Raw genomic sequence first — 25,587 nt, 5'->3', positions numbered from 1 at the left:
ATGATGTTCGACCTGCGGGTGTGCGTGCTCGCCGCCCTCCTCGCCTCACCCGTCGCCGTCCTCGCCGCCCAGGGCGAGCTGACCCTCGACGAGGCGCTGACCCGGCTGCTCGTGGTGATGGTGGGCGCCACGGCGGCCGCCCTGCTGGTGCGCACCCTGTGGCCGCTGCTGGCGGGCCCGGCGCCGGAGCCGACCGCGGTGGTCGCGCCGGACCCGGTCCGGACGGAGAGCGACCCGCAGGCCACGGCGGGGGGCCCGGACGTCCCCGGGATCGCCACGGCCGCGGAGACCGAGCTGGTCGAGGCCGAGGGGTTCAGCCGACCGCCGGAATGACCCATTCCAGGGTGGTGCCCGCGCCGGGGGCCGAGGTCACCAGCAGGTGACCGCCGAGGTCCTCGGCACGGCTGCGGAGGTTGACGGTGCCGTTGCCGGCCGCCACGTCGGCCGGGTCGAAGCCGGCGCCGTCGTCGACGACCCGGAGCCGGAACCACGCCGAGGAGGCAGTCAGCTCGACGCTCGCCGAGCTCGCGCGCGCATGCCGGGCGACATTGGAGAGCGCCTCGCGCAGGGTGCCCAGGACGTGTCCGCCAGCCTCGGGGGCGAGCGCCCGGTCGACCGGCCCCTGCAGCCGCAGCAGCGGCTGGAAGCCCAGTACGCCGGCGTACTCGCCCAGCAGCGCGCGGACGTCCTCCAGCAGCGACCGGCCCGAGCCGGTGCCGAGCTCGAAGATCACCGACCGCAGCTCCTTGATCGCCCCGTCGAGCTCCGCGACGGTGCCGTCGACCCGGGCCCGCAGCTCGGCGGTGTCGAGGTCGCGCGCACCCTGCAGCTGCATGCCGGTGGCGAACAGGCGCTGGATGACGAGGTCGTGCAGGTCGCGGGCGATCCGGTCGCGGTCGCGGGCGACGAGCAGCTGCGCGCGCTCGCGCAGCGCCTGCCGCCGGTCGAGGATGAGGCCGAGCTGGGAGGCCGTCACGGTGACCAGGTCGAGCATGATGTCGCGCAGCGACGGGGTCTCCTCGGCGTGCTCCACCAGGATGGCGCCGGGCCCGTCGAGCCGGGTGTCGACCGGTACGACGAGCGTCGTGCGGCCGCTGCCCTCCGGCAGCCGCTCGGGCACCCGGGTGGCCGTGACGTCGCGGATCTGGTCGGCGTACCGGTCGACCACGGGGGCGGCCGCCTCGGAGTCGCCCGCTGTCTGCCGGATCTCGAGCAGGCCGCCGGCGACCCGCACGTAGGCGACCAGCCGCGCCCCGCACAGGTCGCGCAGGGACACGACGAGCTCGTCGAGCGCCTCCTCGGCGCTCGAGGTCCCGGTGAGGTCACGGCCGACCTCGCCCGTCGCGGCGAGCCAGCGCCGCCGCCACTCGACCTGCTCGTAGGTGCGGGCGTTCTCGATCATCACGCCGGCGGCTCGGGCGAGGGCCTCGACCAGCGCCTGGTCGGTGGCTGTGAACTCCGCGCCACCGCGCTTGTTGCCGAGGTAGAGATGCCCGAACGCGCGCTCGCCGACCAGCACCGGCGCCCCGAGGAAGCGGTCGATGACCGGGTGGCTGCCGGGGAAGGTGCCGGACGACACCGGATGCTCGGCCACGTGGTCGACCCGGATCGAGCGCCGCTCGCGCGGCACCAGCCCCAGCAGCCCGTGCCCCTTCGGCATCATCCCGACCTGGTCGAACTGCTGCCCCGCCTCGGCGTTGGGCACCAGGTCGATGAAGGCGCCCTCGTCGTCGACGATCCCCAGGACGCCGTACTCGGCGTCGGTGAGCTGGCAGGACGCCTCGACGATGCGGCTGAGGACACCGCGCAGGTCGAGGTCGGACCCGATGGCGACCACCGCGTCCAGCAGTGCCCGCGCCTCGGTCGGCAGCTCCAGGTCCATCCGGCGTCGATCCCCTCCCACAGCGACCGCTGACGCCCCAGGCTATCCCTTTACTTTGCTCGCTGCGAGGCGCGTGATGCCTATCGGCACCGGGACCGGGGTCCTGAGGAGTCGGGACCTCAGAACCGCCGCATCTGGTAGCGCCCGCGGGTCCGCGCGACGACCGTGCCCTCGGCGTCGGTGACCTCCGTGACCAGCTCGAAGTCGCTCTTCCCGCGCTCGGCGGTCTCGGCGAGCACTCGGTCGATGACCTCGTCGCTCAGTGTCGCCCGGGAGACCACGTCGGTGGTGGCCGGGCGGAGGAAGTCGATGGTGAGCGACTTGACCAGCGGCACGGCTCCCTCGAGCACGAGGGAGGTGCTCGCGTAGAGGCCGCCGAGGACCTCCGCCACGGTGAACAGCGAGCCTGCGTACGCCGTACCGAAGTGGTTGACGTTGGGTGCGGCCGGCAGCCGGGCCGCCACGGTGTTGCGACCGGCCTCGACGACCTCGACGCCCATGGCGTCGAGGACCGGGATCATCGAGCGGACGTAGGTCGTCAGGTCAGCAGGCGTGGTCACGCCGCCACGGTAGCGGTCAGGCGACGTCGTACGCCGTGCGGCCGAGCCGTGGGTGGCCCGAGCCCTTCAGCAGCACGTCGGCCACCAGATCGACGTCATCGATCATCGGGACATGGCCGCACTTCGGCAGCGTGACGTGCTCGGCGGCCGGGAGAGCCCGGCGGGCGCGGCCGGCCTGGTAGGGCAGCAGCACCAGGTCGCGGGTCCCCCAGGCGACGGTGACCGGGATGGACGGGGAGATCGGCCGGTCGAAGGGGAAGCCGCCGTCGATGATCGTCTCCAGCGCGGGCCGCGCGTGGACCAGGCCATGCAGGTCGCCGAGGGCGGCGTCCGGGCTCAGCTTGTGGCCCCTGGTCATCAGCAGGCCGAAGGCGGCGGCCCGGCCCGGGGCGGTGCTCAGGATCGCGGGCGCCACCGGCCGGGCCAGCGTGGCCGCGCCGGTCAGCACCGTGAAGACCGCGCGGATGTAGGCGAAGTCGACCTTGTTGCGCCAGAAGCCGGCGGGCGCCAGCGTCGTCGCACTGCTGACCAGGTCGTCCGCCGCCGCCTCCAGCGCGATCCGCCCGCCGAGGGAGTTGCCGGCGATGTGCGGACGGTCGAGCCCCTGCTCGACGAAGAAGTCCTCGAGGATGTCGCGCAGGATGTCGCGCACCGGCCGGCCGTCGGGCACCAGCGCCGGCGACTCACCGTGGCCGGGCAGGTCGATCAGGACGACCTCACGCTCGCGGGCCAGCCGGTCGACGACCGGGTACCACGCCTGGCGGCGGTGTCCGATCCCGTGGACCAGGACGAGCGGCTCCCCCGAGCCGATCCGTTCGTGGGCAAGCATCGCGACCTCGCTTCCACGCACCGACGCTGGTGCGGTAGATAGGTGCAACCGGGAGTTGCGGATACCGAGAGTATGGGACGTGCTAGCTGTTGGCAAGCACCCATATGCAGCGGAATCTTTACCGTCCAGCTCGGCGTCCTCCGGCTGCCGCGTCACTAGGGTCGAAGGTCGGCACTCCCGACGGGGATTGGGCGTGCCTTCCCTTCCTCGAGCAAGGAGAACCTCTGATGACTCCCGTACGCACGCGTGTGCTCACGGGCGGCCTGGCGGCCGCGCTCGCCGCCGGATCACTGCTCGCCGCCCCCACCCCGGCCCAGGCCGCTCCGGTCTTCACCCAACTCGACGTCGATCCGTACGCGTCCACAAGCAATTCGGGTGCGTGCACCAACACCGGCCCTGCCGCTCCGGCAACGCCCGCCGTGCCGCTGGGCGAGGACGGCGCGCCCGTCGCCACTAGCCTCGTCACGACCGCGCAGTACACCGCCAACGGCGACCCCTCGGACATCATGACGAACACAAGTACTCTGCAGGCAACGTCGTCCGCGACCACCGCCGGCGGCCTGCCGAAGTCGATCACGACCAGCTTCACCGGCACCATCACCGCGACCGCCAGCAAGGGCACCTCCATCTGCAGCGTCCGCTCGACGTCCGGGGTCGAGGTCGGGTTCGAGCTCACTACATCGGTCGCGCTCTGGGCGACCCTCAGCGTCCACCACAAGGGACCCGGCTACATCGAGGCCTACATCGACAGCGACACCGGCGACCCCTATCACGATCTCTACGGCCACTCGCTCGACGGCGGCGGCTCCACCACGGTTCTCCTGCCCCCGGGCTCCTACAGCGGCTATGTCGAGGGGGACGCCGGCGGGAGCAGGAACACCAATGCCTCCGCCTCCGCCTCCGGCACGGCGTCCATCACCTTTGCGGTCCCGGGCTCGACCAGCGCGGCTCCGTCCGGCAAGGCGGGCAAGTACGTCGCGCTTCCGGGCACGCGCAACTGCGCAGCCCATAGCGGCACGGCGACGCTGACCACGAAGAAGAAGCGCATCAAGCAGATCGACAAGGTCACCTTCACCGTCGACGGCAAGAAGGCCGCGACCCTCAAGGGCAAGAAGCTCAAGAAGGGCAGGGCCGTCGCCCTGCCGCTGGTCGACAGCGCCGCCGCCGACCTCGGCGCCACCGTTCTGCTGAAGAACGGCAAGAAGCGCACGGTCGAGGCGAGCTACCTCGCCTGCACCAGCTGACCGGCCCTGGCCAGGCGGTGGGCAGGGCCGCAGCGCGATCAGCCCCGCAGCACCTTGTCCATCGCCTTGCCGCGGGCGAGCTCGTCGACGAGCTTGTCGAGGTAGCGGATCTTCTGCATGAGCGGGTCCTCGACGTCCTCGACCCGGACCCCGCAGACCACGCCGGTGATCAGGCTCGCCGCGGGGGTGAGTCGCGCGTCGGCGAAGAAGTCCTCGAACGTCGTACCGCCGTCGAGATGGGCGTGCAGCTCGGTCTCCGAGAAGCCCGTCAGCCAGCAGATCGCCTCGTCGAGCTCGGCCCGGGTCCGGCCCTTCTTCTCCACCTTGGTCACGTAGTGGGAGTAGACCGATGCCACGCTGGTCGAGAAGATACGGTGCACATACTGCAGCGTAGTTGAAGAAGAGGTGCCTCCAGCGTGGTCGTCGAACCCGTCCGGCCACGCACGAGTCCCGCCCTCATCGTCGCGATGCTCTCGTGCTGCGGCATCGTGGTCTCGCTGCAGCAGACGCTGCTCCTCCCGCTGCTGCCCGACCTGCCCCGGCTCCTCGACACCTCCGCCGACAGCGCCTCGTGGCTGGTGACGGCCACGCTGCTGAGCGGCGCGGTGGCGACACCGACGATCTCGCGGCTGGCCGACATGTACGGCAAACGCCGGATGATGGTGGTCTCGCTGGGGGTGGCGGTCGCCGGCTCCCTGCTCGGCGCGGTCAGCCAGGTGCTGCCGCTGCTCATCGCCGCCCGCGCCCTGCAGGGCGTCGGGGTCGCGCTGATCCCGGTCGCGATCGCGATCATGCGCGACGAGCTGCCCCGCGACCGGGTGCCCCTCGGCGTCGCCCTGATGAGCGCCACCCTCGCGATCGGCGCCGGCGTCGGGCTGCCGCTGTCGGGCCTGATCGTCGAGCACATGGACTGGCACGCGTCCTTCTGGCTCACCGGCATCGTCGGCATCGTCCTGATCGCTGGCACGCTCGGGCTGCTGCCGGAGTCACCGGTCCGCACCAGCGGCGCCTTCGACCTGCGCGGTGCCCTGATCCTCTCGGTGGCCCTGACCGCCATCCTGCTCGCCCTCTCCAAGGGCGGCCAGTGGGGCTGGCTCGGGCCGCGCACCGTGGGCAGCGCCGCCGCCGGCGTCGCGCTCATCGCGGTGTGGATCCCCCTCGAGCTGCGCACCCCGCGCCCGCTGGTCGACGTCCGGGTCGCCGCCCGCCGCGCGGTGGTGCTGGTCAACCTCGCGTCGGTCTTCGCCGGCCTGTCCATGTTCGCCAACATGCTGGTGACGACCCTGCTGCTCCAGATGCCGGCGGCGACCGGGTACGGCCAGGGCCTCGACGTCCTCCACACCGGCCTCTGGATGGTCCCCAACGCCGCGGCCTTCGGCCTGATGGCCCCGGTGTCGGCCTGGCTGATCCGGCGCTTCGGCCCGCAGGTCACCCTCGTCGCCGGCGCACTGCTGATGGGGACCGCCTACCTCTGGCGGGTCTTCTACAGCGCGGACCTCGCCCAGATCGTGGTCGGCTCCGTGGCCGTCGGCACCGGCACCGCCATGGTGTACGGCGCCCTGCCGACCCTGATCATGCGCGCGGTGCCGGTCACCGAGACCGCCTCCGCCAACGGCCTCAACGTCCTGCTCCGCTCGCTCGGCACCTCCACGATCAGCGCCGTCACCGCCGCGATCACGACCGCGTCCGTGATGACCGTGGGCGGCCGGGAGCTGCCGACGCTGGACTCCCTGGAGCTGATCTTCTGGATCGCCTCCGGCGCAGGGCTGGCGACCGCGTTGATCGGCGTACCCATGCTCAGCATGCGGGAGTACGCCGAGGAGGCGGACCGCTCCGGTGCCGAGAACACCAGCCGTGCGCAGATCGTGAAGGGCCAGGTGCTCAGCCTCAAGGGCCAGCCGATCCGGCACGCGGTGGTCACCGTGCTGACGCCCGACGGCCGGGCGGTCGACTGGGGCCAGGCCGACGCCGAAGGCCGGTTCGCCGCCGCGGTCCCCCGGCCGGCCGACTACCTGGTCGTGACCGCCGCCGACGGCTGGCGTCCGCGCTCGCGGATGATGACCCTCGACAGCGCCGCCCCGATCCCACCGATCGTGCTGCGCGAACGGCTCACCCTGCGCGGCACCATCCGCGACGCCGACGACCGTCCGGTGGTCGACGCGCTGGTCGCCCTCACCCGCGGCACCGGCGGCCTGGTCGCGAGCGTGCGCACCGACCACGAGGGCCGCTACGAGGTGCCCCGTCCCGCCAACGGCCGCTACGTCCTCACCGTCGCCGGGCCGGACGAGGCCCTCGGCTCCCGCACCCTCACCGTGTGGGAGGAGGCGCGGGACTTCGACCTCCAGCTCGGTACGCCGCTCGCGGACCTCACCGACCGTTCGAGCCGGTCCGAGGTCGGCGGCACGACGTAACGCAGGTCACATCCGAGTCGTTGCGCCGGGGAGTACGCCCAGGAGGCCCCCGTGTCCGACCCGTCCCTTCCCGTCAGCAGGCCCCGTGGCCTGTCCCGCCGCTCGGTCATGGCCGGCGCACTCGGCGGCGGCGCCGCCCTGGCGCTCGCCTCGTGGCCCGAGGCGGTCGCCGCGTCGGCGCCTTTCGTCCACGGTGTCGCGTCCGGCGACCCGCTGCCCGGCGGCGTCGTCCTGTGGACCCGGGTCACGCCGTCCGTGGAGGCCGCCCCGGGCTCCGGCATGGGCCCCGACGTCACCGTCGCCTGGGAGGTCGCGAGCGACCCCGGGTTCGCCCACGTCGTCCAGCAGGGCACCGCGACCGCCTCGGCCGCGCGGGACCACACGCTGCACGTCGACGTCGGCGGCCTGGCCCCCGCGACGGCGTACTGGTACCGATTCACGGCGCTCGGGGCGACGTCCCGCACCGGCCGCACCCGGACCGCGCCCGCCGCCGGGTCCTCGGCGCCGGTGCGCTTCGGCGTCGTGTCGTGCGCCAACTACGACTGGGGCTACTTCCAGCCCTACGAGTTCCTCGCCACCCGCACCGACCTGCACGCGATCCTGCACCTCGGCGACTACGTCTACGAGTACGCCCCCGGTGGGGTGATCGCCGGCTACCCCAAGAACCCGCGCAACGCCGATCCGCTCCACGAGTGCACGACGCTCGCGGACTACCGGGTGCGGCACGGCTGCTACAAGCTCGAGCAGCACCTCCAGGACCTGCACGCCGCGCACCCGATGGTCGCCGTCTGGGACGACCACGAGATCGCCAACGACACCTGGCAGGGCGGCGCCGAGAACCACGACCCGGCCGCCGAGGGCGACTGGGCCACCCGCGCCACCGCGGGGCGGCGGGCGTTCCTGGAGTGGTTGCCGATCCGGCACACCGACCCCGACGACTGGCAGCGGATCAACCGCCGTCTCGTCTTCGGCGACCAGGTCGACCTGTGGATGCTCGACGAGCGCCGGTTCCGGACGCAGCCGCCGAAGAGCATGCTGCTCGGGTACGTCGCCCTCGGCGCGCCCTCCGCCGATCCCGACGCGTCGATGATCGGAGACGACCAGGAGCACTGGCTGGTCCAGGGCCTCGCCGCGAGCACTGCCCGATGGAAGGTGCTGGGCAACCAGGTCCCCTTCTTCCCGCAGGTCCTGCTCCCCCAGCTCCCCGGCCAGATCACCGACCTGCTCGGCCCGAAGCTGTCCCAGCAGCTGGAGAAGCCGCTGCTCCAGCTCTACGTCGAGGACTGGAACGGCTTCCTCGCCCAGCGTCAGCGCATCGTCGACGGCATGGCCGGCATCGACGACGTCGTGATCCTCACCGGCGACGTCCACCAGAGCTTCGCCAGCGAGATCCCCGCGCGTCCCAACCGGTACCTGCTCGACCGCAGGTCGGTCGCGGTCGAGTACGTCACCCCGGGCGTGGCCTCGCCGTCGCTGCAGACCATGGTCAACCAGGTGGCGCCGGGCGTCGGCAACCTCCTCGACGCCGTCCTGAACACCAATGCCGCGCTCGCCAACCCGTGGATCCGCTGGTCGGAGGGCTTCAAGACCGGCTGCATGATCGTCGACTTCTCCAGCGCGCGCGTGCAGGCCGACTGGTACCTCGTCGACAAGGGCACCGACCCGAACAGCGCGATCCGCCGGGTGGCCTCGCGCCAGACCAAGGCCGGGACCCGGCGGATCACCGCGGCGACGCAACCACTTGCCTGAGGGCCGTCCAACGCGGGCCCAACCTCGCATCTCCTAGCCTCGGGCCATGAGCGACAGCGACGTCTCCTCGGCCCGTCAGCACACCCTCGGCGACCTCCCGCGCCGTACCGCCCAGCGCGTCCCCGACAAGCTCGCACTCGTCGACGGCGAGCAGCGGCTGACCTTCGCGGAGCTGGAGGGGTACGTCGAGCGGACCGCGGCCGCGATCGCCGCTGCCGGTCTCGGCAAGGGCGATCGCCTCGCGCTGCTGGCGCACAACTGCTGGCAGTTCGCGGTGCTGGACTTCGCCGCCGCCCGGGCCGGCGTGGTCCTGGTGCCGATCAACTTCATGCTCGGCGCCGATGAGATCGCCTTCATCCTCGACCACAGCGGCGCGACCGGGTTCGTCGCCGAGGAGGCGCTGGTAGCGACCGCCGACGCCGCCCTCGCCGCGGCCGCCGACCCCCAGGTGCGGGTCCGCCGGGTGATCCGGCTCGCCGCCTCCGGACCGGTGCCGGACGGCTGGGAGGACCTGACCGGCTGGCTGGAGCACGACGGACCGTCGGTCGTCGTACCGATGGCCGACGACGATCCGGTCCGGATGATGTTCACCTCGGGGACCGAGTCCCGGCCGAAGGGAGCGCTGCTGAGCAGCCGGTCCCTGCTGTGGCAGTACGTCTCGTGCGCCATCGACGGTTCGATGAGCGCCGACGACGTCGAGTTGCACACGCTGCCGCTCTACCACTGCGCGCAGCTGGACTGCTTCCTCGGCACCGACGTCTACCTCGGGGCGACGAGCATCCTCCTGCCCGGCCCCGACCCGGCCACCGTGCTGCGGAGCATCGCCGAGCACCGGGTCACGAAGTTCTTCGCGCCGCCGACGGTGTGGATCGGGCTGCTGCGCCACCCGGACTTCGACGCCACCGACCTGTCGAGCCTGCGCAAGGGCTACTACGGCGCCTCCCCCATGCCGGTGGAGGTGCTGCGCGAGCTGCGTGAGCGCCTGCCCGGCGTCGCACTGTGGAACTTCTACGGCCAGACCGAGATGGCCCCGCTCGCCACCATCCTCGGCCCCGACGAGCAGCTGCCCTACGCCGGGTCGGCCGGGCGCCCGTCACTCAACGTCGAGACCCGGATCGTCGACGACGAGGACCGGCCGGTCCCCGCCGGCACCGTCGGCGAGATCGTCCACCGCAGCCCGCACGCCACGCTCGGCTACTACAAGGACCCGGAGAAGACGGCGGAGGCCTTCCGTGGCGGCTGGTTCCACTCCGGCGACCTCGGCTATCTCGACGACACCGGCCACCTCTACGTGGTGGACCGCAAGAAGGACATGATCAAGACCGGCGGCGAGAATGTGGCCAGCCGCGAGGTCGAAGAGGCGATCTACGCGCATCCGGACGTCGCCGAGGTCGCGGTCTTCGGCGTCAGCCACCCGCGCTGGGTGGAGGCCGTGGCCGCGGTCGTCGTCCCCCGAGCGGGCGCGGCGCTCACACCCGAGGACGTGCTCGCCCACGCGCGGACGAAGCTGGCGGGCTACAAGGCGCCGAAGTACGTCGTGCTCGCCGAGGCGCTGCCCAAGAACCCGAGCGGGAAGATCCTCAAGCGGCAGCTCCGTGAGGCGCACGCGGACCTGGCGGCCGCCGAGGAGGGCTGAGGGAGCCGCCCCCACCGGCCACGCCTCCGCCCGATCGGGGGCGGGAGCGGCCATCATGTCCTCATCATGATGCGCATGGAGGACCTGTGATGAGCACGACGGCCGGAGCACCGACCCGACGCAGCACCCGCAAGGACAAGCTCGCCAACAACGTGGCGCAGTCGGTCCTCCGCGACATCAAGCGGCGCGGCCTGGGCGCGGGCGACCAGCTGCCCAAGGAGGCCGACATGCTGGAGGAGTACAGCGTCGGCCGGGGCACCCTGCGCGAGGCGCTGCGGGTGCTCGAGACCTGCGGGCTGATCGCCCTCAAGCCGGGCCCGGGAGGCGGGCCGGTCGTGCAGAGCGTGCACCCCGAGGACTTCGGCCGGGTCGCCTCGCTCTTCTTCCAGTTCGCCGAGGTGACCTACCGCGAGGTCAACGAGGCGCGGCTGATCCTCGAGCCGATGGCGGCGCGACTCGCCGCGGAGCGGCAGAAGGGCTCCGACGCGGCCCGCGAGCTCGTCGACCTCGCGGCGGCGGGCCCGGACGCCCCGGACACCGAGACCTACCTCCACATCACCGCGGACTTCCACGCCTCGGTCATCGCCATGGGTGAGAACACCCTCGTCAGCCTGGTGTGCCAGTCGCTCGCCGAGATCTTCCGCGACCGAGTGCGCTCGGTGCTCTTCCCCAAGACCCGGCAGCACGACGTCCACGCGGCCCACGTCGACATCGCCGAGGCGATCCTGGCCGGCGACGGCGCGCGCGCCGAGAGCCTGATGACGACGCACATGACCGCCTACGTCAAGTACGTCGCCAAGCAGCATCCCGCCCTGCTCGACGAGGTCGTGGTCTGGCAGAACCGCGGCTGAGCCTGCACTCATCGTTGGCACAGCTCGACCGAGACGACGTCCACGAGGCTCCGCAGCGACATCGCGACCAGGTGTGCGCGTGCAGGTGTCGTAGCGATCATGGCCGTCACGACTCTCCGTCCGGCGCAGGGGCGGGTCATCGTCAACTCGTCGAGGGGGACGGCCCGGCGGTGGAGCATCGCGACGACCGACAGCACTGCGGCTTCGTCAGCGCCGGCCAGCACGACGGTGAGACAGAATGAACGCTCCTCCGTCATCGTCGGGCCTGCGATTCCGCGCAGGACAGCGGTCGAGGATGCGTCGCACTCGGCGTCGTCCACGTCCCTTCCCGAGCTCGCCGGCGGGAGGTCATCCCATGACGTTGCCCGCCGTCCGGGCAGGATCTCTCAGGCGGGAGTAGTCGCCCAGGTCGACAGGCACGCCGGTTCTCGTGAGCTTGTATTCGACGGGGTTCTGATCGTGGTCGATGCCGGCCTCGGTGGCCGTGACGATCGCGTGGAGGAACTCACCGACGACAGGAGCGTTCTTGAACTGGTTGCCGCTCGTGCCGATCGCGACGAAGTAGCCGCCGAGGCTGGTCTTGTCATAGATCGGCACCCAGTCGCTGCTGACGTCGTAGACGCCGACGACCCCTCGCGGCGCGGAGGGGACCACCAGCTCGGGCAGGCGGCGGGCGGCGCGATAGGCCTGCGCCTCGTAGACCTCGTGGCTCGGAGTGGTCTTGAACTCGTCCGGGTCCTCGAGCCAGTGCAGGGGATCGCACGCCGGCTCCGCCCCGCCCACCAACACGTTGCCGGCAGGGGTGCGCCGGAAGTAGGTACCGAGGTCCAGGTCGGCGACGAGTGGATAGTCATGGCCATCGCCTGGGAGTTCGTGGACCTCCTGACGAAGGGGACGCGTGCGGATCCGGAACTCCTCGGTGACACCGGCCATGTCGTTGATCACCGTCGAATGCGGCCCGGCGACATTGATCAGCACGTCACACGAGTACCGTCCCGAGGGAGTCCGCACAGCCACAGCACGCTGACCACGCTTCTCGATCGCCACCACCGGGTTGCCGAACTCGAACTCGGCACCGTGCCGCCGCGCGGCCACCATGAGGTTGTGGGCAGCGAACGACGGGTCGTCGACGAATCCGGAGTCGGGCGTCCAGATGCCGCCGAGCTCGCCGTCAGCGGGTGACCAGAACTCGTCACTCGAGACTGGCTTCGGAGGGAAGTACCGGGCCGGGTCGAGTCCCGGGATGCGGTCTCGGATGTCACCTGCCGTCCACCGCTCGAAGGGGACGCCGACCTGCTCGAACAGACGACACGTCGTCGCCGCGTCGATCTCGGGCGTGTCCAGAACCAATCCGCCGGTCAGGTGGAACCGAGCAAGGGCGCCGTCATCGGTGCCACCGAGGTGGTCCTCCCACATCGACCAAGCCTGTCTGGACTCCCAGGCAGCCGCCACCCCGGTGTGCGTCGAGTAGTTGAAGCGCACCACCGCCGACGACGCGCTCGTGGATCCCATTCCAGGGCCTTTGGCTCGATCGATGACGAGAACCTCGCGGCCGGCCCTGGCGAAGGAGTAGGCGATCGAACAGCCGATCACGCCCGCACCGATGACGATGACGTCCCGCCCTGTGCTCATGGTTGCAGCTTCTTTACGGTCACACCCGTCACGCTAGACAGGCGCACCGGCGTGACGGGACCGACGACTGTTCAGACTCTTCGCCCTCTGTCACGACAGCAGCCGAGTCGGCGGCGAGCAACGGTCTTCCTCGTGTCGTGTCTCAGAAGTTGTTGGTCGGTCGGCGTGCTCAGGGTGCGTGCACTGGGCGCGAAGCGTTCAAGAACTTCTGAGACGCGGCACTAGCGCAGCCCGATCAGCTGGGAGACCTTGAGACCGATGTGGAGAGCCAACCGGTCGTCTCCTTTGGACAGGTCGACGTCGGCCAGCTTCGCGATCCGCTCGAGGCGGTAATAGACGCTGGCGCGATGGATGCACAGTTGCGCGGCGGTCTGCTTCACGTTCCCCGCATTGTCGAGGAAGGCCTCCAGGGTGCTGACCAGCGAGTCGTCGGCTGAGGCGGCGTCGTGCTCGATCAGCCTCAGCACACCGGGGTGGATGCTGCGGCTCAGCCTGTCCTGGGGCAGCTCGGCGAGCAGGCCGTAGACGCCGAGGCCGGAGTACCGCACGATCGGCCCGAGGATCCTCACCACTCCGGCGACCTCGGCGGCCCGCTTCGCCTCCGAGAACGATGCACGGGCGTCCAGGAGCCCGCTGCGTTCACCGCCGATTCCCACCTGCCACTCTCCGGCCGCCCGGCCGCTCTCGACACAGACCTCCCGATGGATGGTCTCCGCGACCGCGTCCACCTCCCGCCTGGCACCGGTACGGATCATGACCAAGATGCCATGGTCGGGACGCGTCAGCTGGATGGCCGTGCGTGGAGGCAGCCGCTGGCGACCACGCAGCAATCCGACCGTCACCGCAAGCCGGTCTCGTTCACTGAGCGGCTCGCCGTCCTGGTGCCCCACGGAGACGACGAGCACCACCACGGGACCGATCACCACGAGTTCCTCGTCGATGAGACGGTCCGAGGCCTCACCACGCAGTCGGGGCTCCTGCGAGAGCAGGTCACGCACCAGCTCCCGCTCGCGCCCCCGACTCAACTCGCCGAGGAACTGCTCACGATGGAGAACCTGCGCGGCCGCACGGGCAGCCTGTTCGACCGCCTCGGCCTCCTGCGCGGTCACGGGACCATCCGATGCCAGGAGCCAGAGGAATCCGAGCAACGCGTGGTCATGCCGGATAGGCAGCCCGATGCGCTCGACCGACAAGCCATGCTCGGGCAGCGACGGAACGGTGAAGAATCCCTGGGCCTCGTGCGCTCCAGCACTGTGGACATGGCGCACCAGGGCTTGCGGAACGGCGCGCCGCATCACCGATTCCGTTCGTGCGTCATCGACATCGGCCCGGTGCGATGTGTAGGCCAGGAGTCTGATGTTTCGATCATCGATCGCCACCGAACGGCGAAGCCGACGGCCCAGACTGTCGACGATCTGTTGGAGCTCGGAGTCCACGCGAGCACCGTACTCTCACGGGGCGCTTCGGACCGGGCTGCTTGCCACCTTCTGCCGATGCCCCGGCCCAAGCCGAGCACAGCACCTGAGCCGGTTCGACAGTTGTAGAGGCGGGCGACGGGAGGCTACGTCAGGTGTGGCTGGCGGCCGCGCACGCCTCTCTCTACGGTCGGGACCATGCCGCCTGTCCTGAACTACGATGCCTGCCGCGAACTGGTCGAGGAGTGGCTTCATCGCACCGAGTCACCCGCCTACGGCCATGTCAGCAGGCTCGGCTCCGTTCGGGTCAGCCCGGACGGAGCGACCGTCGCGGGCATCGGGACGATCCTGACGGGCATTGCCGAGCCCGCCCGATCGGCCCTCTGCCTCATCGACGTGTCCCGCGGTGACATGAGGTTGGTAGACCTCGAGCCGCAATCCGTCGCATGGGCGGGTCACTTCTTGGCCGTGGGTTCCGGCACCTCGGTCGTGATCTGCGATGAGAAGGGCCGGCAAACCCATCGAGTGTCACTGCCCGGGCGGGTCGAGAACGTGGCAGGTGCGCGGTCGGGCCGGCACCTCCTCGCCGTCGTCGCGCCCGCACAGGAAGATCACTACGACCTCGCCACCGCCACCGGCTACGCCGACACCGCCCCGCTGGCCTTCCTCGGCAGCGCCCAGCGACCACGTGAACTGGTCCTCATCGACACGGCCACAGGGCGGTATCGGACGCTGGACGGCCAGGGCCGGACCATCTGGGAGGCCAGCTGGATCGACGACGACAGCGTCGTCGCGGTGATCTCCGACCGTCCCGGCGAGGGGGCGTGGTACGACGCGTACCTCGCCGTGATCGATACCGACAACGGCGACATCCAGGCGAGGTACCGGCCTGTCGACCGACGGCAGCTCTCATGCCCCGTCAGCGTCGACGGCCACCTCCTGGTCATCGAGAGCATCAGCAGTGACCGCGGCGTGGTTGCTGGCGACGTGATCCGCGTGGACCCATGGGGGGAGAGTGCGCGACTCGACACCGAGAACGTCGACGTCTCATGCCTGAGTAGCGCGGGCGATGCGGTGGGCTATGTAGGTCTGCGCGGACTGACCACGGTCGGGGGCACGATCGACGCCGCCACCGGCAGGTGCAGCCCCCTCTGGTCCGGATCGGAGACGCTCACGGGGTGGACGCCTGAGGGCAGCGTCGACGTCGACGGCCGGATCTATGGGATCGCGGAGTCCTTCCACCGGTACCCCAGGCTGGTGCGGATCCAGGCTGACCGAGTGCACACCGTCTACGACCTGAGCCATCCCGGAGCAGACGCCCACCTCGCCGCCGGACAACGGCTGCGGAACCTCTCCTGGCCGGCTCCGGACGGTCTGACGATCGAGGGGATACTCGTCCTCCCTGCCGGGGAGGGCCCCTTCCCTCTCCTGCTCAACGTTCATGGCGGGCCGGTCTCAGCCTGGCGCAACCGCTGGGGGATGGCTCACGGAACGCGTCACCCGTACACCGGCTTGCTGGCCGAGCTCGGAGTCGCCAGCCTCCATGTGAACCCTCGGGGCAGTCTCGGCCGCGGTCAGGACTTCATCGACCGCGTGCGTGGCGACATGGTGGGCCTCGACGTCGAGGACCTCATGAGCGGTGTCGATCGCCTCATCGAGGAAGGCCTCGTCGACGGCACGCGCATGGCGGTCACCGGCAACAGCTACGGCGGTCTGATGTCCGCCTGGCTGGCTGCCAGGTCCACGAGGTTCGCCGCGGCCATTCCGACCTCGCCGGTGGTCGACTGCGTCAGTCAGCACTACACATCGAACATCCCCGAGTTCGACGAGCTCTTCCTTCAGGACGCTGTCGCCGCCCCCGGCGGCGAGTACTGGAGTCGTAGTCCATTGACGCACATCAACGGCGCCACGACACCGACGCTGTTGACGGCCGGGCTGCTCGACAGGACCACGCCGCCGGATCAGGCCGTGATGTTCCACCAAGCACTTCGCCGGAGGGGCGTGCCCACCGAGCTCGTCCTGTATCCACGACAGGGCCACGGCGTCTCCGGGTTCCCGGACTCCACGGACTTCCTGACGCACCTCCTCACCTGGCTGTCCCGCTATATCGGCCTGCAGCCCGCGCGAGGTTGAAGACTCATCGGCACCGACCACGACCGTGCTCGTGGTCGACGATCGGGCGACCTGACCCCTCCCCCACGGACAGCATCCGCCAGGAACGCACTGTCGTAATCCGCGACTCCGGATTGCGACAAATGCACGGCGCGCGAGTCCCGCACGGCGTGGTCTGCTGAGTTCGCCGCGGGCCACGCGAACGAGAGGAGGCTCACTCCTGGTCCGGCCGCGGCATCAGATCCCCGGTGCCGGCGGCAGGCCGTCGCGAGCGGCCTGGGCCGGGCATGCGGGGCGCATCATCGCCCAGCCCGATCTGCTCCCGCCGAGCGCGAGGAGCGCATCTCGAGGAGGAACAAGGTGAAACCGAGAACTCGTCGTAGGCGGCGATGCCGCCATGTTGTTCGCGGAGCGGCATCGGTGAGTGCAGCCGCAGTCATCGTCGCCGGCCTGCCCGTCGCGGGAAGCCAGGCCGAGCAGCCACGTCCCGCGAGGCCGAAGACCGTCGTTCCCGATACTGCCGCGCTCGCCGGGGCACTCGCCGACCAACAGCTCGAGTGGTCCCCGTGCGCTTTCGACGCCAGCGCGGACTGTACGACGGTGGTGGTGCCGCGTGACTGGCATGACCCGGACAACGGCCTGACCTGGAGCATCGCGGTCTCCCAGCTCAGCACCGTCGACATCGATGACCCCGCATATCGGGGAACGATCTTCGGCAATCCCGGTGGGCCGACCGTCCCTGGACTCGACATGAGCACGGTCCTTGCCACGCGAAGTCCCCAGTTGCGGGGAAGCCACAACTTCGTCGGCTTCGACCCTCGCGGAGTGGGCCAGAGCAGCGCCGTGCCGTGCACCTACACCTACGATCCGGCCGACGGCCCCCACGCCGCGGCCCAGGCGAGGGGCGAGACCTGCTCTCAGGACCCCGACGTACGGACCATCACCACCGAGCAGACCGCCTACGACATGGACTTCATCCGGCATCTGCTCGGAGTACCCAAGCTCGACTACATCGGCTACTCGTACGGCACCTGGCTCGGGGACTGGTACGCGCGAGTGTTCGGACCCGCCCATGGCGGCAAGTTCCTGCTCGACTCCGCGATCGACGCCACCAGGTCGAGCCTCGAGGACAACTGGACCGTGCTTCAGCCGATCGCGTTCCAGCGTCAGTTCGAGGCGCGCATCATCCCGTGGATCGCTCGCCACGACGACACCTACGGTCTCGGCACGGACTCCGACGCGATCCTGCAGCGCTACGAACACGCGGTCGCCAAGATCGGGTTGATCGCGTCCGGAGTGCAGTGGACGTTGTCCAACGCCTCCGGGTTCCTGGCGTTCTATGTCAACGCCTACTATCCCCATGCGGCCGCAAGCGTGCGGTCGGTGATCGCGATGGCCGAATCGAACCACCTGGCGGGACTGCACGGGGTCGAGCGAGCTCGGGCCTCCTTGATGCACCTTGCCAGCACCACGACCGTGCCCGAGCAACGCCGCCGAAGCGTCTCCACAGCACGCCTACTGCCGAAGAAGGTCGACGGACGGACACCCACGGGTCCCGTCACCGAGACCAACACCCTCGTCTACGACTACATCCTGTGCAACGACGGTCAGTGGACCCAAGGTCTCCGGTACTGGCAGAACCACGAGCGAAAGATGACAGCGAAGGCCCCGTTCCTCGCCGCCATCGGCGCGCTGGGCGCGCCTGCCTGTGGGTGGTGGGAGACCGACGTGCGGAAGCCAGCCGCGCCACGGGACTATCCCGAGACCGTCGTGGTGCAGAGTGAGCTCGACTCCGCCACACCCTGGGAGGGCGGGTACCGGGCCGGCACGCGGCTTCCCAACACGTCGTTGATCGCCGTCGACAACGAGGGAAGCCATGCGCTCTTCCCCTACGGCGTGCCGAAGCTCGACGATGCCGTCCTCTCGTTCTTCACGACGAGCAGGCGCCCCCGGAGGATCACCATCGTGCAAGGACGTCCGCTCCCCCACGAAGACGTCACCTACGAGCACTGGGCACGACTCAAGCCCAATGCCAGGCACGGCAGGCCCGTCACTCCGCCACTGCCGGTGGCTTCGGACAGGAGGAGGAAGCTCCGGGTGACGCCGTGGACGAACGACCGGCACATTGCTGCCGTGGCCGAGTCCCAGGCCGACGCGTGGTTCAGCGGCCCTCTCGGTCGTCGTCTCGGCCCTGCCGCGTTGCGAGCGCTGGGCCTGGGGGACTGACCGGCAACCACTCCGCTCGTCGAGAAAGAGGCCAGGGCGGCCCCGGTTGGGGGCCGCCCTGGCCTCTGGTGTGCGCAGCGGCGTTCAGCGCGCAGACCGACGTCGCGTCACTGCCGTCGCTGCCGGCGCTGGATCACCGGCAACACGACGTGCGAGGCGAGCTGTGGCTGGTGATAGATCCGCTGGACCGCCGTGCGCGGCTCGCTCTCCTGGAACGGGTTCACCGCCCCGCCGTTCATGTTGCGGTCGTACTGGGTGAACCATGAGCTACCCACCTCGATCCGGATCCTGTGACCGGGCAGGAAGCGCACGCCGACCGCATCCATCGTGAACTCGAACGTCGTCGGCTCGCCCGGCGTGAGCAAGGTCGGCTCTTCGAACGACTCACGGAAGCGGGCACGCAGCGCCCCGTGGCACAGGAAGCGGGCGCTGCCGTCGGGATGGACGTCCACGAGGCGTACATGCCAGTCGGTGTCCGGCGCCGACGAGCTCGCCACCAGGTGACACCGCACCCAACCGACGACGTCGAGCGGCTCGGCGAGAGGCTCGGTCGTGTAACACAGCACGCCGTCGCGAGTCGTGGACGCGCGGTCGTCGACCGGGCCCTCCTCGAGCTGCCACGTCACGCGGACCGGGTCGGTAGGATCGTAGATGTACTCGTCGGCCGGCTCGGCCGACGAAGGCGGCTCCGTCGACAGCCATCCGTCTCCGTTGAGCGTGTTGGCCCGACCGCCCGAGTGGAGGTAGTACGCGATCTCCTCCGTGTCCGGCAGCGGCCAGTCCTCTTCTGCCCACCATTCGTTCGCGCCGACGACGAACACGTGCACGGGCAACTCGTCGTCGATCGAGTTCTCGACGCCTTTCAGGTAGCGATCGAAGAACCTGATGATGTAGCCGTCCAGGTCCACCACGGCGTCTTCGCCGAAGTCGACCCCCGACAGCACTCGCGTCTGATTGATGTGGTGCGGCCACGGACCGATGACGAGCTTCTGCCCCGCCCGGATCTCCGCCGTTGCGGCGTCACGTCGCATGGCCTCGAAGTTGAGCGGCGCACCCGGGAAGTTCATGTCCCACCATCCGGTGACATTCAAGGCGGCTACCTTCATCGCCCGGTAGTGGTCGTACTGTCCGCGCTTCCAGAAGTCGTCGAGCGTGGGATGCTCCAGCATCTCCCGCCACCACGAGTTGTTCACCCCGGCCCGCGACCCCAGAGAGGAGACGGGAAGCGCTTCGAAATAGTCTCGCTGCGCACTGAACAGCTCCTTCGCGAAGCTGGTGTCGTGCCACGACCGATGGCCCATGCCGACCATCCACTCCCCCATGCACATCCTCAGGGTGCCGTTGAAGATCGGCTCGTTGCGCCACAGCGAGCTCGGCGGGGAGACCAGGGGGACGATGGCCTTCAGATGAGGCGGGACTCGCGATGCGGCCTGCCACTGGACCTGCCCGTTGTAGGACCCACCCAACATGCCGACGTTTCCGTCGCACCAGTCCTGCTGTGCGATCCACTCGATGGTGTCGAACCCGTCGTCGTGCTCGTTGACGTAGGGAAAGAACTCACCGTCCGAGTTGAACCGGCCACGGCAATCGCTGAAGGCAACGATGTAGCCCGCCTGGGCCAGTCGCCGACATTGCGCCATGCTCGCGGTTCGCATCATCGTCTTGTCGTAGGGAGTGCGGGTCAGGATCACCGGCAGCGGGCCCTTGATGTCCGGGCGGACCAGATCGAGGGCAAGCTCGACTCCATCACGCATGGGCACCCGGTGGTTCTGCTCGACGATGGGCTCGCCGACAGGGCTCGGATCTCTGCGCGAAGCAGCTCGCCTGCCCACGGGGAATTCCGCTGCCGCGCCGGTCACGAACAGCTCCGAAGGACGTGGGGTGACGTCGATGTGCGCATAGCGAAGAGGTTCCTTCCAGCCATATTCCCGAGAGCGAGATGGAGCGGGGAGAGGTCAGACCGTGTCACCGGCCGCCCAGCCATGCCGGCTCTCCGGTCGGCACAGCGGCCAGCAGGCTCCGCGTGTGGTCGTGCTGCGCGTTGTCCAGCACCTCGGCCGTGGTCCCCGCCTCGACCACCTTGCCGCGATAGAGGACCACCAGGTCGTCGGTCACCTTGCGGGCGACGGCGAGGTCGTGGGTGATGAACAGGAGCGTCACGCCCCGGGCCTGCACGGCTTCGAGCACGTCCAGCACCTGGGCCCGCACGGATACGTCGAGCGCGGAGAGCGCCTCGTCGCAGATCAACAGACGCGGCTTCATCGCCAGGGAACGCGCGATCGCCACCCGCTGACGCTGGCCTCCGGACAGCGCGACCGGCCGCCGCCCTGCGAACGAGGCCGGCAGGCCGACCTGATCGAGGAGCTCGCGGACCTCCTGTTCCTCCTCCTCGCGACTCAGCGCACCTGTCTCGCGGTGTCTGATCGCCTCCGTCAGGATGAAGGAGATCGAGTGAGCCGGGTTCAGCGTCGAGTAGGGGTCCTGGAACACGCATTGCACGGCGCCGCGAGCCTGTCGCAGCTCGGCCTTGGCCAGCGAGCCATAGTGGCCGAGCTCCAGGCCATCGAGGCGGATGGAACCCGACGTGGGGGTCTCCAGTCCGAGGATGCAGCGAGCCAGGGTCGACTTCCCGGAGCCGGACTCTCCGACCAGGCCCAGACTGCGCCCTTCGGTGAGCGTGATGCTCACGTCCGCCAGCGCCGAGGCACCCTGGACGGCGGCTCTGCGCATTCGACGCGGCCGAGGGAAGTCCTTGCTCAGGTTCGTGACCTCGAGCAGCGGTGGCGCATCGACGGACCGAGCGGCCGGCTCGCGTCGTGCGTCGCCGAACGAGAGGTCCGCTGCCAGGAGCCTCGCGGTGTACGGGTCCCGCGCCGAGGACCGCAGGGTGGCCGGATCGGCCACCTCGACGATCCTTCCCGCCTTCATCACCATGATCCGCTCACAGAGCGAGAACGCGACCGCGAGATCGTGCGTGATCAGCAGCAACCCCATCTCCCGCTCGCGCTGGACGCGGCGCAGCAGCCGCAGCACCTCGCGTTGGGTCGTGGTGTCCAGGGCCGTCGTCGGCTCGTCGGCGATCAAGAGCTCGGGATCCTTGGCGAGCGCGGTCGCGAGGGCGATGCGCTGACGCATTCCGCCGGAGAGCTCGAACGGGTACTTGTCGGGCACCGCTGGGTCGACGACGCCCACCTCCTCGAGGCGGCGGGCGATGTCGGCGTCCAGGGCCGACCGATCGAGCCTCGCCCCCTCGGTCGTCGAGCGCAGGGTCTCCGCAAGGTGCGTCCCCGCCGTCGTGAGCGGGTTCAGCATGGTGAAGGGGTCCTGCATCAGCAGTCCCAGATGCTGGCCCCGCAGACTCATCATCTGTCGCTCGCCGTGTGCCGACACCTCGTTGCCATCGAAGCGAACTCGCCCACTCGCAGCGAGCCCACGCGGGAGGAGAGCCATGAGCGCGCGGGCGGTCAAGGACTTTCCACTGCCAGACTCTCCGACGAGCGCGACGCTCTCGCCCCGCTCGACATGGAATCCGATGCCGTCGACGAGGCGCCGGCCGGAACCGACCTGGGTGACGGTCAGTCCTTCGACGTCGAGGAGTCGGTCCGCTGGCTGCCTCGGGTCCACGTCGGGCATGTTCTCTGCACTCTCAATCACTGGAGGTCCGCGCCTTCTCGAATCGCTCGTAGAGCCAGTCCCCGAGCACCGTCACCGCGGTCGCTGTGACCATCAGCATCAGCGCCGGTGCCAGCACCGCCCACGGGTTCAGCTCGAGGAGACCGCGATTCTCGGCGAGCATGCGACCCCAGTCGGCTGAACCCGGCGGCACACCGAGGCCGAGGAACGACAGGGCGGACAACGCGACCAACGCGCCGACGAACTCCAACAGGAAGCTCGTGACCACCGTGGGCAGGACATTGGGTGCCACATGGACGAAGATCAGCCGACGATTGCCGACTCCCACGGTCCGCGCTGCTTCGACGTACGGCAGACCGCGTTGGGCGAGCACGGCCGCACGCAGGATCCGAGTCGTCCCGGGCGTCGCCAAGAGGACGAGCACGCCGACCGCAACCCAGTAGCCGCCGCTGAACAGACCGATCAAGACGATGATGACCAGGAGGGCCGGCATGGCATAGACGAGGTCGACGATGCGCATGATCACGACCTCGAGCCGTCCGCCGTGGAAGCCGGCCAGCAGGCCGAGCAGCAATCCGATGACCGTGACGCCGATCGCTGCGACGATCGGGCCGACCACGGCACTGCGTGTGCCCGTCAGGATCCGCGAGAAGATGTCTCGACCGAGATCGTCGGTTCCCAGCCAGTGCTCGGACGAGGGTCCCGCAGCGGGTGACAGCAGGTTCTGGTGGTCGGGGTCCTGCGGCGCCAGCCAACCACCGAGCACCGCGAGGATCACGACGACGCCTGTCACCGCCACGCACACGGGCACCAAGAAGCCCCATCGGGCGCGCCGCGCCCCAACGGCGGAGGCGTCATGCTCACGAGCCTCGGGGGGCATCATCCGAGCACGCCCTTGCGAACACGCGGGTCGAGCGCAAGATGGCCGAGATCCGCCAGGAGGTTGGCCGACAGCATGAACAGCGCGATCACCAAGGCCAGCATCTGCACGACGAGGACATCCTTGGTCGACACGGACTCGATCATCAGCGTGCCTATCCCCGGGACGGCGAAGACCTGCTCGACCAACACGGTTCCCGTGAGGAAGTAGCCCACGACCAACCCGGCCGTGGTGACGACGGGCAGCGAACTGTTGCGCAAGGCGTACCGTCCTAGCACCACGCGACGCGGCAGACCCCGAGCGCGAGCGAAGGTCGTGAAGTCCTGGTGGTAGACCTTCAAGGCGGAAGCCCTGGTCTGCCGCGCCAAGATCGCCATCGGTGCCAGCGCCAGGGCGACCGCGGGAAGCGTGAGATGCCAGGCGCGATCCACGAGACCGCCCCCCGTGCCGTAGTTGGGGAACCAGTCGAGTGCCACCCCGAAGACGTACAGCAACAGGAAGCCCACGACGAACGACGGAGCACTGACGCAGATGGTCGTCGCCACCGTGATCGCCCGGTCGGTCAGGGTTCCCGACCGGATTCCCGCAACCAAGCCGGCGGGGATACCGATGACGACAGCGATCAGAGCAGCGTAGGCCGCGAGGAACAACGTGACGGGCATCCGCTCGGACAGCATCGTCGAGATGTCCTGGCCGGAGCGGACCGACTCGCCCAGATCCAGCCGGACCGCGCTCGACAACCAGTGGACGTACTGCGATCCCACCGATTCGTCGAGGTGATAGCGCTCCCTGATCGCCGCCAGCGTCTCCGGCGAGCTCGGCCGCGTCCCCAACAGCACCTGCTCCGCGCTGCCTGGTGTCACATAGAGGATGCCGAACACCAGGACGGAGACGATCAGCAGGGTCAACGCGATCCCGGCGAGCCGGCCGCTCAGCCAGACAGCGAACCTCACTTCCTCACCTGGACACGATCGGCCCATTCGTCGAGCAGCGGCGTCCAGTAGCTGAAGTCCCCCGCATACTGCAGGTCCTTGCCCAGCGCGAGCGTGGAGTCGAGGAAGAAGAGCGGCACGTAGGGCACCTCTTCCGCTGCGATCTTGGCGATCTGATGGATCGCTTCGACCCGGGTGCCCGTGTCCGCGCTTCTCTCCTGCTCCAGCAGGTCCTCGAGCTCCGGAGAGGTGAAGTTCGCGACATTGAACGCATTGGGGACCGCGTTCTCCTTGCCGAGCAGCAGGCGTGCGACTCCGGGATCGGGATAGTCGGCCGCGACGCCGAGGATCTGCGCGCCGAGGTCCTTGTGGGCGTAGATGTAGCCGATCCACTCGCTGGCGGGGACTTCCTTCGGGGTGAGCGTGATGCCCACCTCCTTGAGACTCGCGGCCATGACCTGCAACGGCTTGCCGATACTCGCCCGTCCGGAGGGATACGTCACGGTGAACGAGATTCCGTCCGGATGCGCCGACTGGGCCAGCTCCGCCCGTGCCTTGTCCAGGTCGTACTCGTAGGCCCTCACGTCGCTGAACGTCGTGTCGAAGTCCTCCACGTCGGGTCCGAGGAAGCTCCACAGGGACGGATCGACGATCGACTGCGAGACCCTGCCGTGCCCGCCGAACACCGACGCGACGATCGACTCACGGTCGATCGCATGAGCCACGGCTCGTCTGAGGTGCACGTCGTTCCACGGCGGGGCGGTGGTGTCCATCGACAGAACCGTCGAGATGGGGGCGTCGACGTACTGAACCGAGGTGTCGCTGAGCGTGTCCCAGTTGCGGGAGGAGGTCAGAGGAACGTTGAACGTGCCATCGACCTCGCCGCCGTCGACGGCCAGATGGAGCGTATCCGCGTCCGGGATGACGTCGAATCTGATCGCCTCCCAGGTCGGGGACTCGCCCCAGTACTCCTCATTGCGCGTCACTTCAACGCCGTCAGCAGAGAACGTGGTCGCCTGGTAGGGCCCGGTCCCCATGGTGAGCGTCTTGCTGTCGCCGAGATTCTCGGCGTGCTCCTCGGCGAAGCTCTTCTTGACGGTGTGCGAGAAGAGAGCGACCAGGTACTTGAACTCCGGCACCGCCGTCTTCAGCGTGAAGGTCACTTCCAGCGCGCCCGTCGCGGTGACCGATGCGATGTCCTTCACATAGGTCCCGTACTCAGACGCCACGGCAGGGTCGAGGTGGCGCTCGATCGAGAAGACGACGTCCTCGGCGGTGAGGGGCGAGCCGTCCCAGAAGGTCACGTCGTCACGGAGCGTGTAGACGTACGTCACCGCGTCGGTCTGGCGCCAGGACGATGCGAGCTTGGGTTCGAGTTGCCCTTGGGGGTCGACGACGACCAGCGGCTCCAGCAGTTCGTTGATCACGGTCACCGAGGTGCCGTCGAACGCGTGAGCGGTGTCGAGGCTGCGGGGGGCGCTCGATATCGCCCACCTGAGAGTGGAGTCTCGGGAGGACGCGCCACCCTCCGAGCCACACGCGGTGAGGCCGAGTCCGACGCCGATAACGAGCACCATCAGGATGCGGCGGTACAT

Annotated in this window: 20 protein-coding genes; 8 read left to right on the top strand and 12 right to left on the bottom strand. The window is 69.5% G+C overall.

The annotated features are described in order from the left end of the window. The gene (locus tag QJ852_05160; GenBank protein ID WGX97827.1) at positions 1 to 333 is read left to right on the top strand and encodes a hypothetical protein; all 333 of its coding nucleotides are present in this window, start codon (positions 1 to 3) and stop codon (positions 331 to 333) included. Here QJ852_05160 and QJ852_05155 read toward each other — a convergent pair. From QJ852_05155 to QJ852_05145, 3 genes are all read right to left on the bottom strand, one after another. After that, on the bottom strand, positions 314 to 1,882 hold the full coding sequence (locus QJ852_05155; protein ID WGX97826.1) for a GAF domain-containing sensor histidine kinase: 1,569 nt from the start codon (positions 1,880 to 1,882) through the stop codon (positions 314 to 316). The genes QJ852_05160 and QJ852_05155 overlap by 20 nt on opposite strands. 119 nt (positions 1,883 to 2,001) lie before the next feature. Continuing rightward, positions 2,002 to 2,442, bottom strand: coding sequence for a YiiD C-terminal domain-containing protein (locus tag QJ852_05150; protein ID WGX97825.1), 441 nt, complete (start codon positions 2,440 to 2,442; stop codon positions 2,002 to 2,004). 16 nt (positions 2,443 to 2,458) lie between these two features. After that, positions 2,459 to 3,271, bottom strand: coding sequence for an alpha/beta fold hydrolase (locus QJ852_05145; GenBank protein ID WGX97824.1), 813 nt, complete (start codon positions 3,269 to 3,271; stop codon positions 2,459 to 2,461). A gap of 227 nt (positions 3,272 to 3,498) precedes the next feature. On the opposite strand from QJ852_05145, the gene QJ852_05140 reads away from it, so the two are divergent. Further along, complete coding sequence (locus tag QJ852_05140) at positions 3,499 to 4,515, top strand: hypothetical protein (protein ID WGX97823.1); 1,017 nt, start codon at positions 3,499 to 3,501, stop codon at positions 4,513 to 4,515. Between the two features lie 38 nt (positions 4,516 to 4,553). Here the strand turns inward: QJ852_05140 and QJ852_05135 are convergent, their stop codons facing one another. Next, complete coding sequence (locus tag QJ852_05135) at positions 4,554 to 4,895, bottom strand: DUF2200 domain-containing protein (GenBank protein ID WGX97822.1); 342 nt, start codon at positions 4,893 to 4,895, stop codon at positions 4,554 to 4,556. A 36-nt stretch (positions 4,896 to 4,931) separates the two neighbouring features. On the opposite strand from QJ852_05135, the gene QJ852_05130 reads away from it, so the two are divergent. The 4 genes from QJ852_05130 (at position 4,932) to QJ852_05115 (ending at position 11,162) form a co-directional block, all read left to right on the top strand. Then, complete coding sequence (locus QJ852_05130; protein WGX97821.1) at positions 4,932 to 6,926, top strand: MFS transporter; 1,995 nt, start codon at positions 4,932 to 4,934, stop codon at positions 6,924 to 6,926. A 51-nt stretch (positions 6,927 to 6,977) separates the two neighbouring features. Further along, complete coding sequence (locus QJ852_05125; protein WGX97820.1) at positions 6,978 to 8,675, top strand: alkaline phosphatase D family protein; 1,698 nt, start codon at positions 6,978 to 6,980, stop codon at positions 8,673 to 8,675. A 46-nt stretch (positions 8,676 to 8,721) separates the two neighbouring features. Then, positions 8,722 to 10,311 (top strand): fatty acyl-CoA synthetase, encoded by a 1,590-nt coding sequence (locus tag QJ852_05120; GenBank protein WGX97819.1) that lies wholly within the window; start codon positions 8,722 to 8,724, stop codon positions 10,309 to 10,311. 89 nt (positions 10,312 to 10,400) lie between these two features. After that, positions 10,401 to 11,162, top strand: a complete 762-nt coding sequence (locus QJ852_05115; protein ID WGX97818.1) for an FCD domain-containing protein — start codon at positions 10,401 to 10,403, stop codon at positions 11,160 to 11,162. A gap of 8 nt (positions 11,163 to 11,170) precedes the next feature. Here the strand turns inward: QJ852_05115 and QJ852_05110 are convergent, their stop codons facing one another. From QJ852_05110 to QJ852_05100, 3 genes are all read right to left on the bottom strand, one after another. Further along, positions 11,171 to 11,482 (bottom strand): hypothetical protein, encoded by a 312-nt coding sequence (locus tag QJ852_05110; GenBank protein ID WGX97817.1) that lies wholly within the window; start codon positions 11,480 to 11,482, stop codon positions 11,171 to 11,173. A 28-nt stretch (positions 11,483 to 11,510) separates the two neighbouring features. Next, positions 11,511 to 12,794, bottom strand: a complete 1,284-nt coding sequence (locus QJ852_05105) for an FAD-dependent oxidoreductase (GenBank protein WGX97816.1) — start codon at positions 12,792 to 12,794, stop codon at positions 11,511 to 11,513. A 221-nt stretch (positions 12,795 to 13,015) separates the two neighbouring features. After that, complete coding sequence (locus tag QJ852_05100; protein ID WGX97815.1) at positions 13,016 to 14,230, bottom strand: helix-turn-helix domain-containing protein; 1,215 nt, start codon at positions 14,228 to 14,230, stop codon at positions 13,016 to 13,018. A 177-nt stretch (positions 14,231 to 14,407) separates the two neighbouring features. Here QJ852_05100 and QJ852_05095 point away from each other — a divergent pair, with 177 nt between their 5' ends. Both QJ852_05095 and QJ852_05090 read left to right on the top strand, forming a co-directional pair. Continuing rightward, on the top strand, positions 14,408 to 16,342 hold the full coding sequence (locus QJ852_05095; GenBank protein ID WGX97814.1) for a prolyl oligopeptidase family serine peptidase: 1,935 nt from the start codon (positions 14,408 to 14,410) through the stop codon (positions 16,340 to 16,342). Positions 16,343 to 16,741: 399 nt separating this feature from the next. Then, positions 16,742 to 18,547: an alpha/beta fold hydrolase gene (locus QJ852_05090; protein WGX97813.1), complete on the top strand. Its 1,806-nt coding sequence runs from the start codon at positions 16,742 to 16,744 to the stop codon at positions 18,545 to 18,547. Positions 18,548 to 18,654: 107 nt separating this feature from the next. On the opposite strand, the gene QJ852_05085 is transcribed toward QJ852_05090, so the two are convergent. From QJ852_05085 to QJ852_05065, 5 genes are all read right to left on the bottom strand, one after another. Continuing rightward, entirely contained in the window at positions 18,655 to 20,406 is a 1,752-nt protein-coding gene (locus QJ852_05085) for a CocE/NonD family hydrolase (protein ID WGX97812.1), read from the bottom strand. Between the two features lie 106 nt (positions 20,407 to 20,512). Then, positions 20,513 to 22,180 carry an ABC transporter ATP-binding protein gene (locus QJ852_05080; protein ID WGX97811.1) on the bottom strand — a complete coding sequence of 556 codons (1,668 nt, stop codon included), beginning with the start codon at positions 22,178 to 22,180 and terminating at the stop codon, positions 20,513 to 20,515. A gap of 13 nt (positions 22,181 to 22,193) precedes the next feature. Further along, complete coding sequence (locus tag QJ852_05075) at positions 22,194 to 22,958, bottom strand: ABC transporter permease (GenBank protein ID WGX97810.1); 765 nt, start codon at positions 22,956 to 22,958, stop codon at positions 22,194 to 22,196. 101 nt (positions 22,959 to 23,059) lie between these two features. Further along, on the bottom strand, positions 23,060 to 24,013 hold the full coding sequence (locus QJ852_05070) for an ABC transporter permease (GenBank protein WGX97809.1): 954 nt from the start codon (positions 24,011 to 24,013) through the stop codon (positions 23,060 to 23,062). Continuing rightward, entirely contained in the window at positions 24,010 to 25,587 is a 1,578-nt protein-coding gene (locus QJ852_05065; protein ID WGX97808.1) for an ABC transporter substrate-binding protein, read from the bottom strand. Before QJ852_05065 ends, QJ852_05070 begins: the two co-directional genes overlap by 4 nt.

The organism is Nocardioides sp. L-11A (assembly GCA_029961745.1).
GTDB lineage: Bacteria > Actinomycetota > Actinomycetes > Propionibacteriales > Nocardioidaceae > Nocardioides.
This window is presented reverse-complemented; position numbering and strand designations above follow the sequence as displayed.

Coding starts and splice junctions, on each gene's coding strand:
- QJ852_05140 (WGX97823.1), top strand. CDS start 3,499: ATGACTCCCGTACGCACGCGTGTGCTCACGGGCGGCCTGGCGGCCGCG.
- QJ852_05115 (WGX97818.1), top strand. CDS start 10,401: ATGAGCACGACGGCCGGAGCACCGACCCGACGCAGCACCCGCAAGGAC.
- QJ852_05065 (WGX97808.1), bottom strand. CDS start 25,587: ATGTACCGCCGCATCCTGATGGTGCTCGTTATCGGCGTCGGACTCGGC.
- QJ852_05145 (WGX97824.1), bottom strand. CDS start 3,271: ATGCTTGCCCACGAACGGATCGGCTCGGGGGAGCCGCTCGTCCTGGTC.
- QJ852_05080 (WGX97811.1), bottom strand. CDS start 22,180: ATGCCCGACGTGGACCCGAGGCAGCCAGCGGACCGACTCCTCGACGTC.
- QJ852_05105 (WGX97816.1), bottom strand. CDS start 12,794: ATGAGCACAGGGCGGGACGTCATCGTCATCGGTGCGGGCGTGATCGGC.
- QJ852_05095 (WGX97814.1), top strand. CDS start 14,408: ATGCCGCCTGTCCTGAACTACGATGCCTGCCGCGAACTGGTCGAGGAG.
- QJ852_05155 (WGX97826.1), bottom strand. CDS start 1,882: ATGGACCTGGAGCTGCCGACCGAGGCGCGGGCACTGCTGGACGCGGTG.
- QJ852_05120 (WGX97819.1), top strand. CDS start 8,722: ATGAGCGACAGCGACGTCTCCTCGGCCCGTCAGCACACCCTCGGCGAC.
- QJ852_05160 (WGX97827.1), top strand. CDS start 1: ATGATGTTCGACCTGCGGGTGTGCGTGCTCGCCGCCCTCCTCGCCTCA.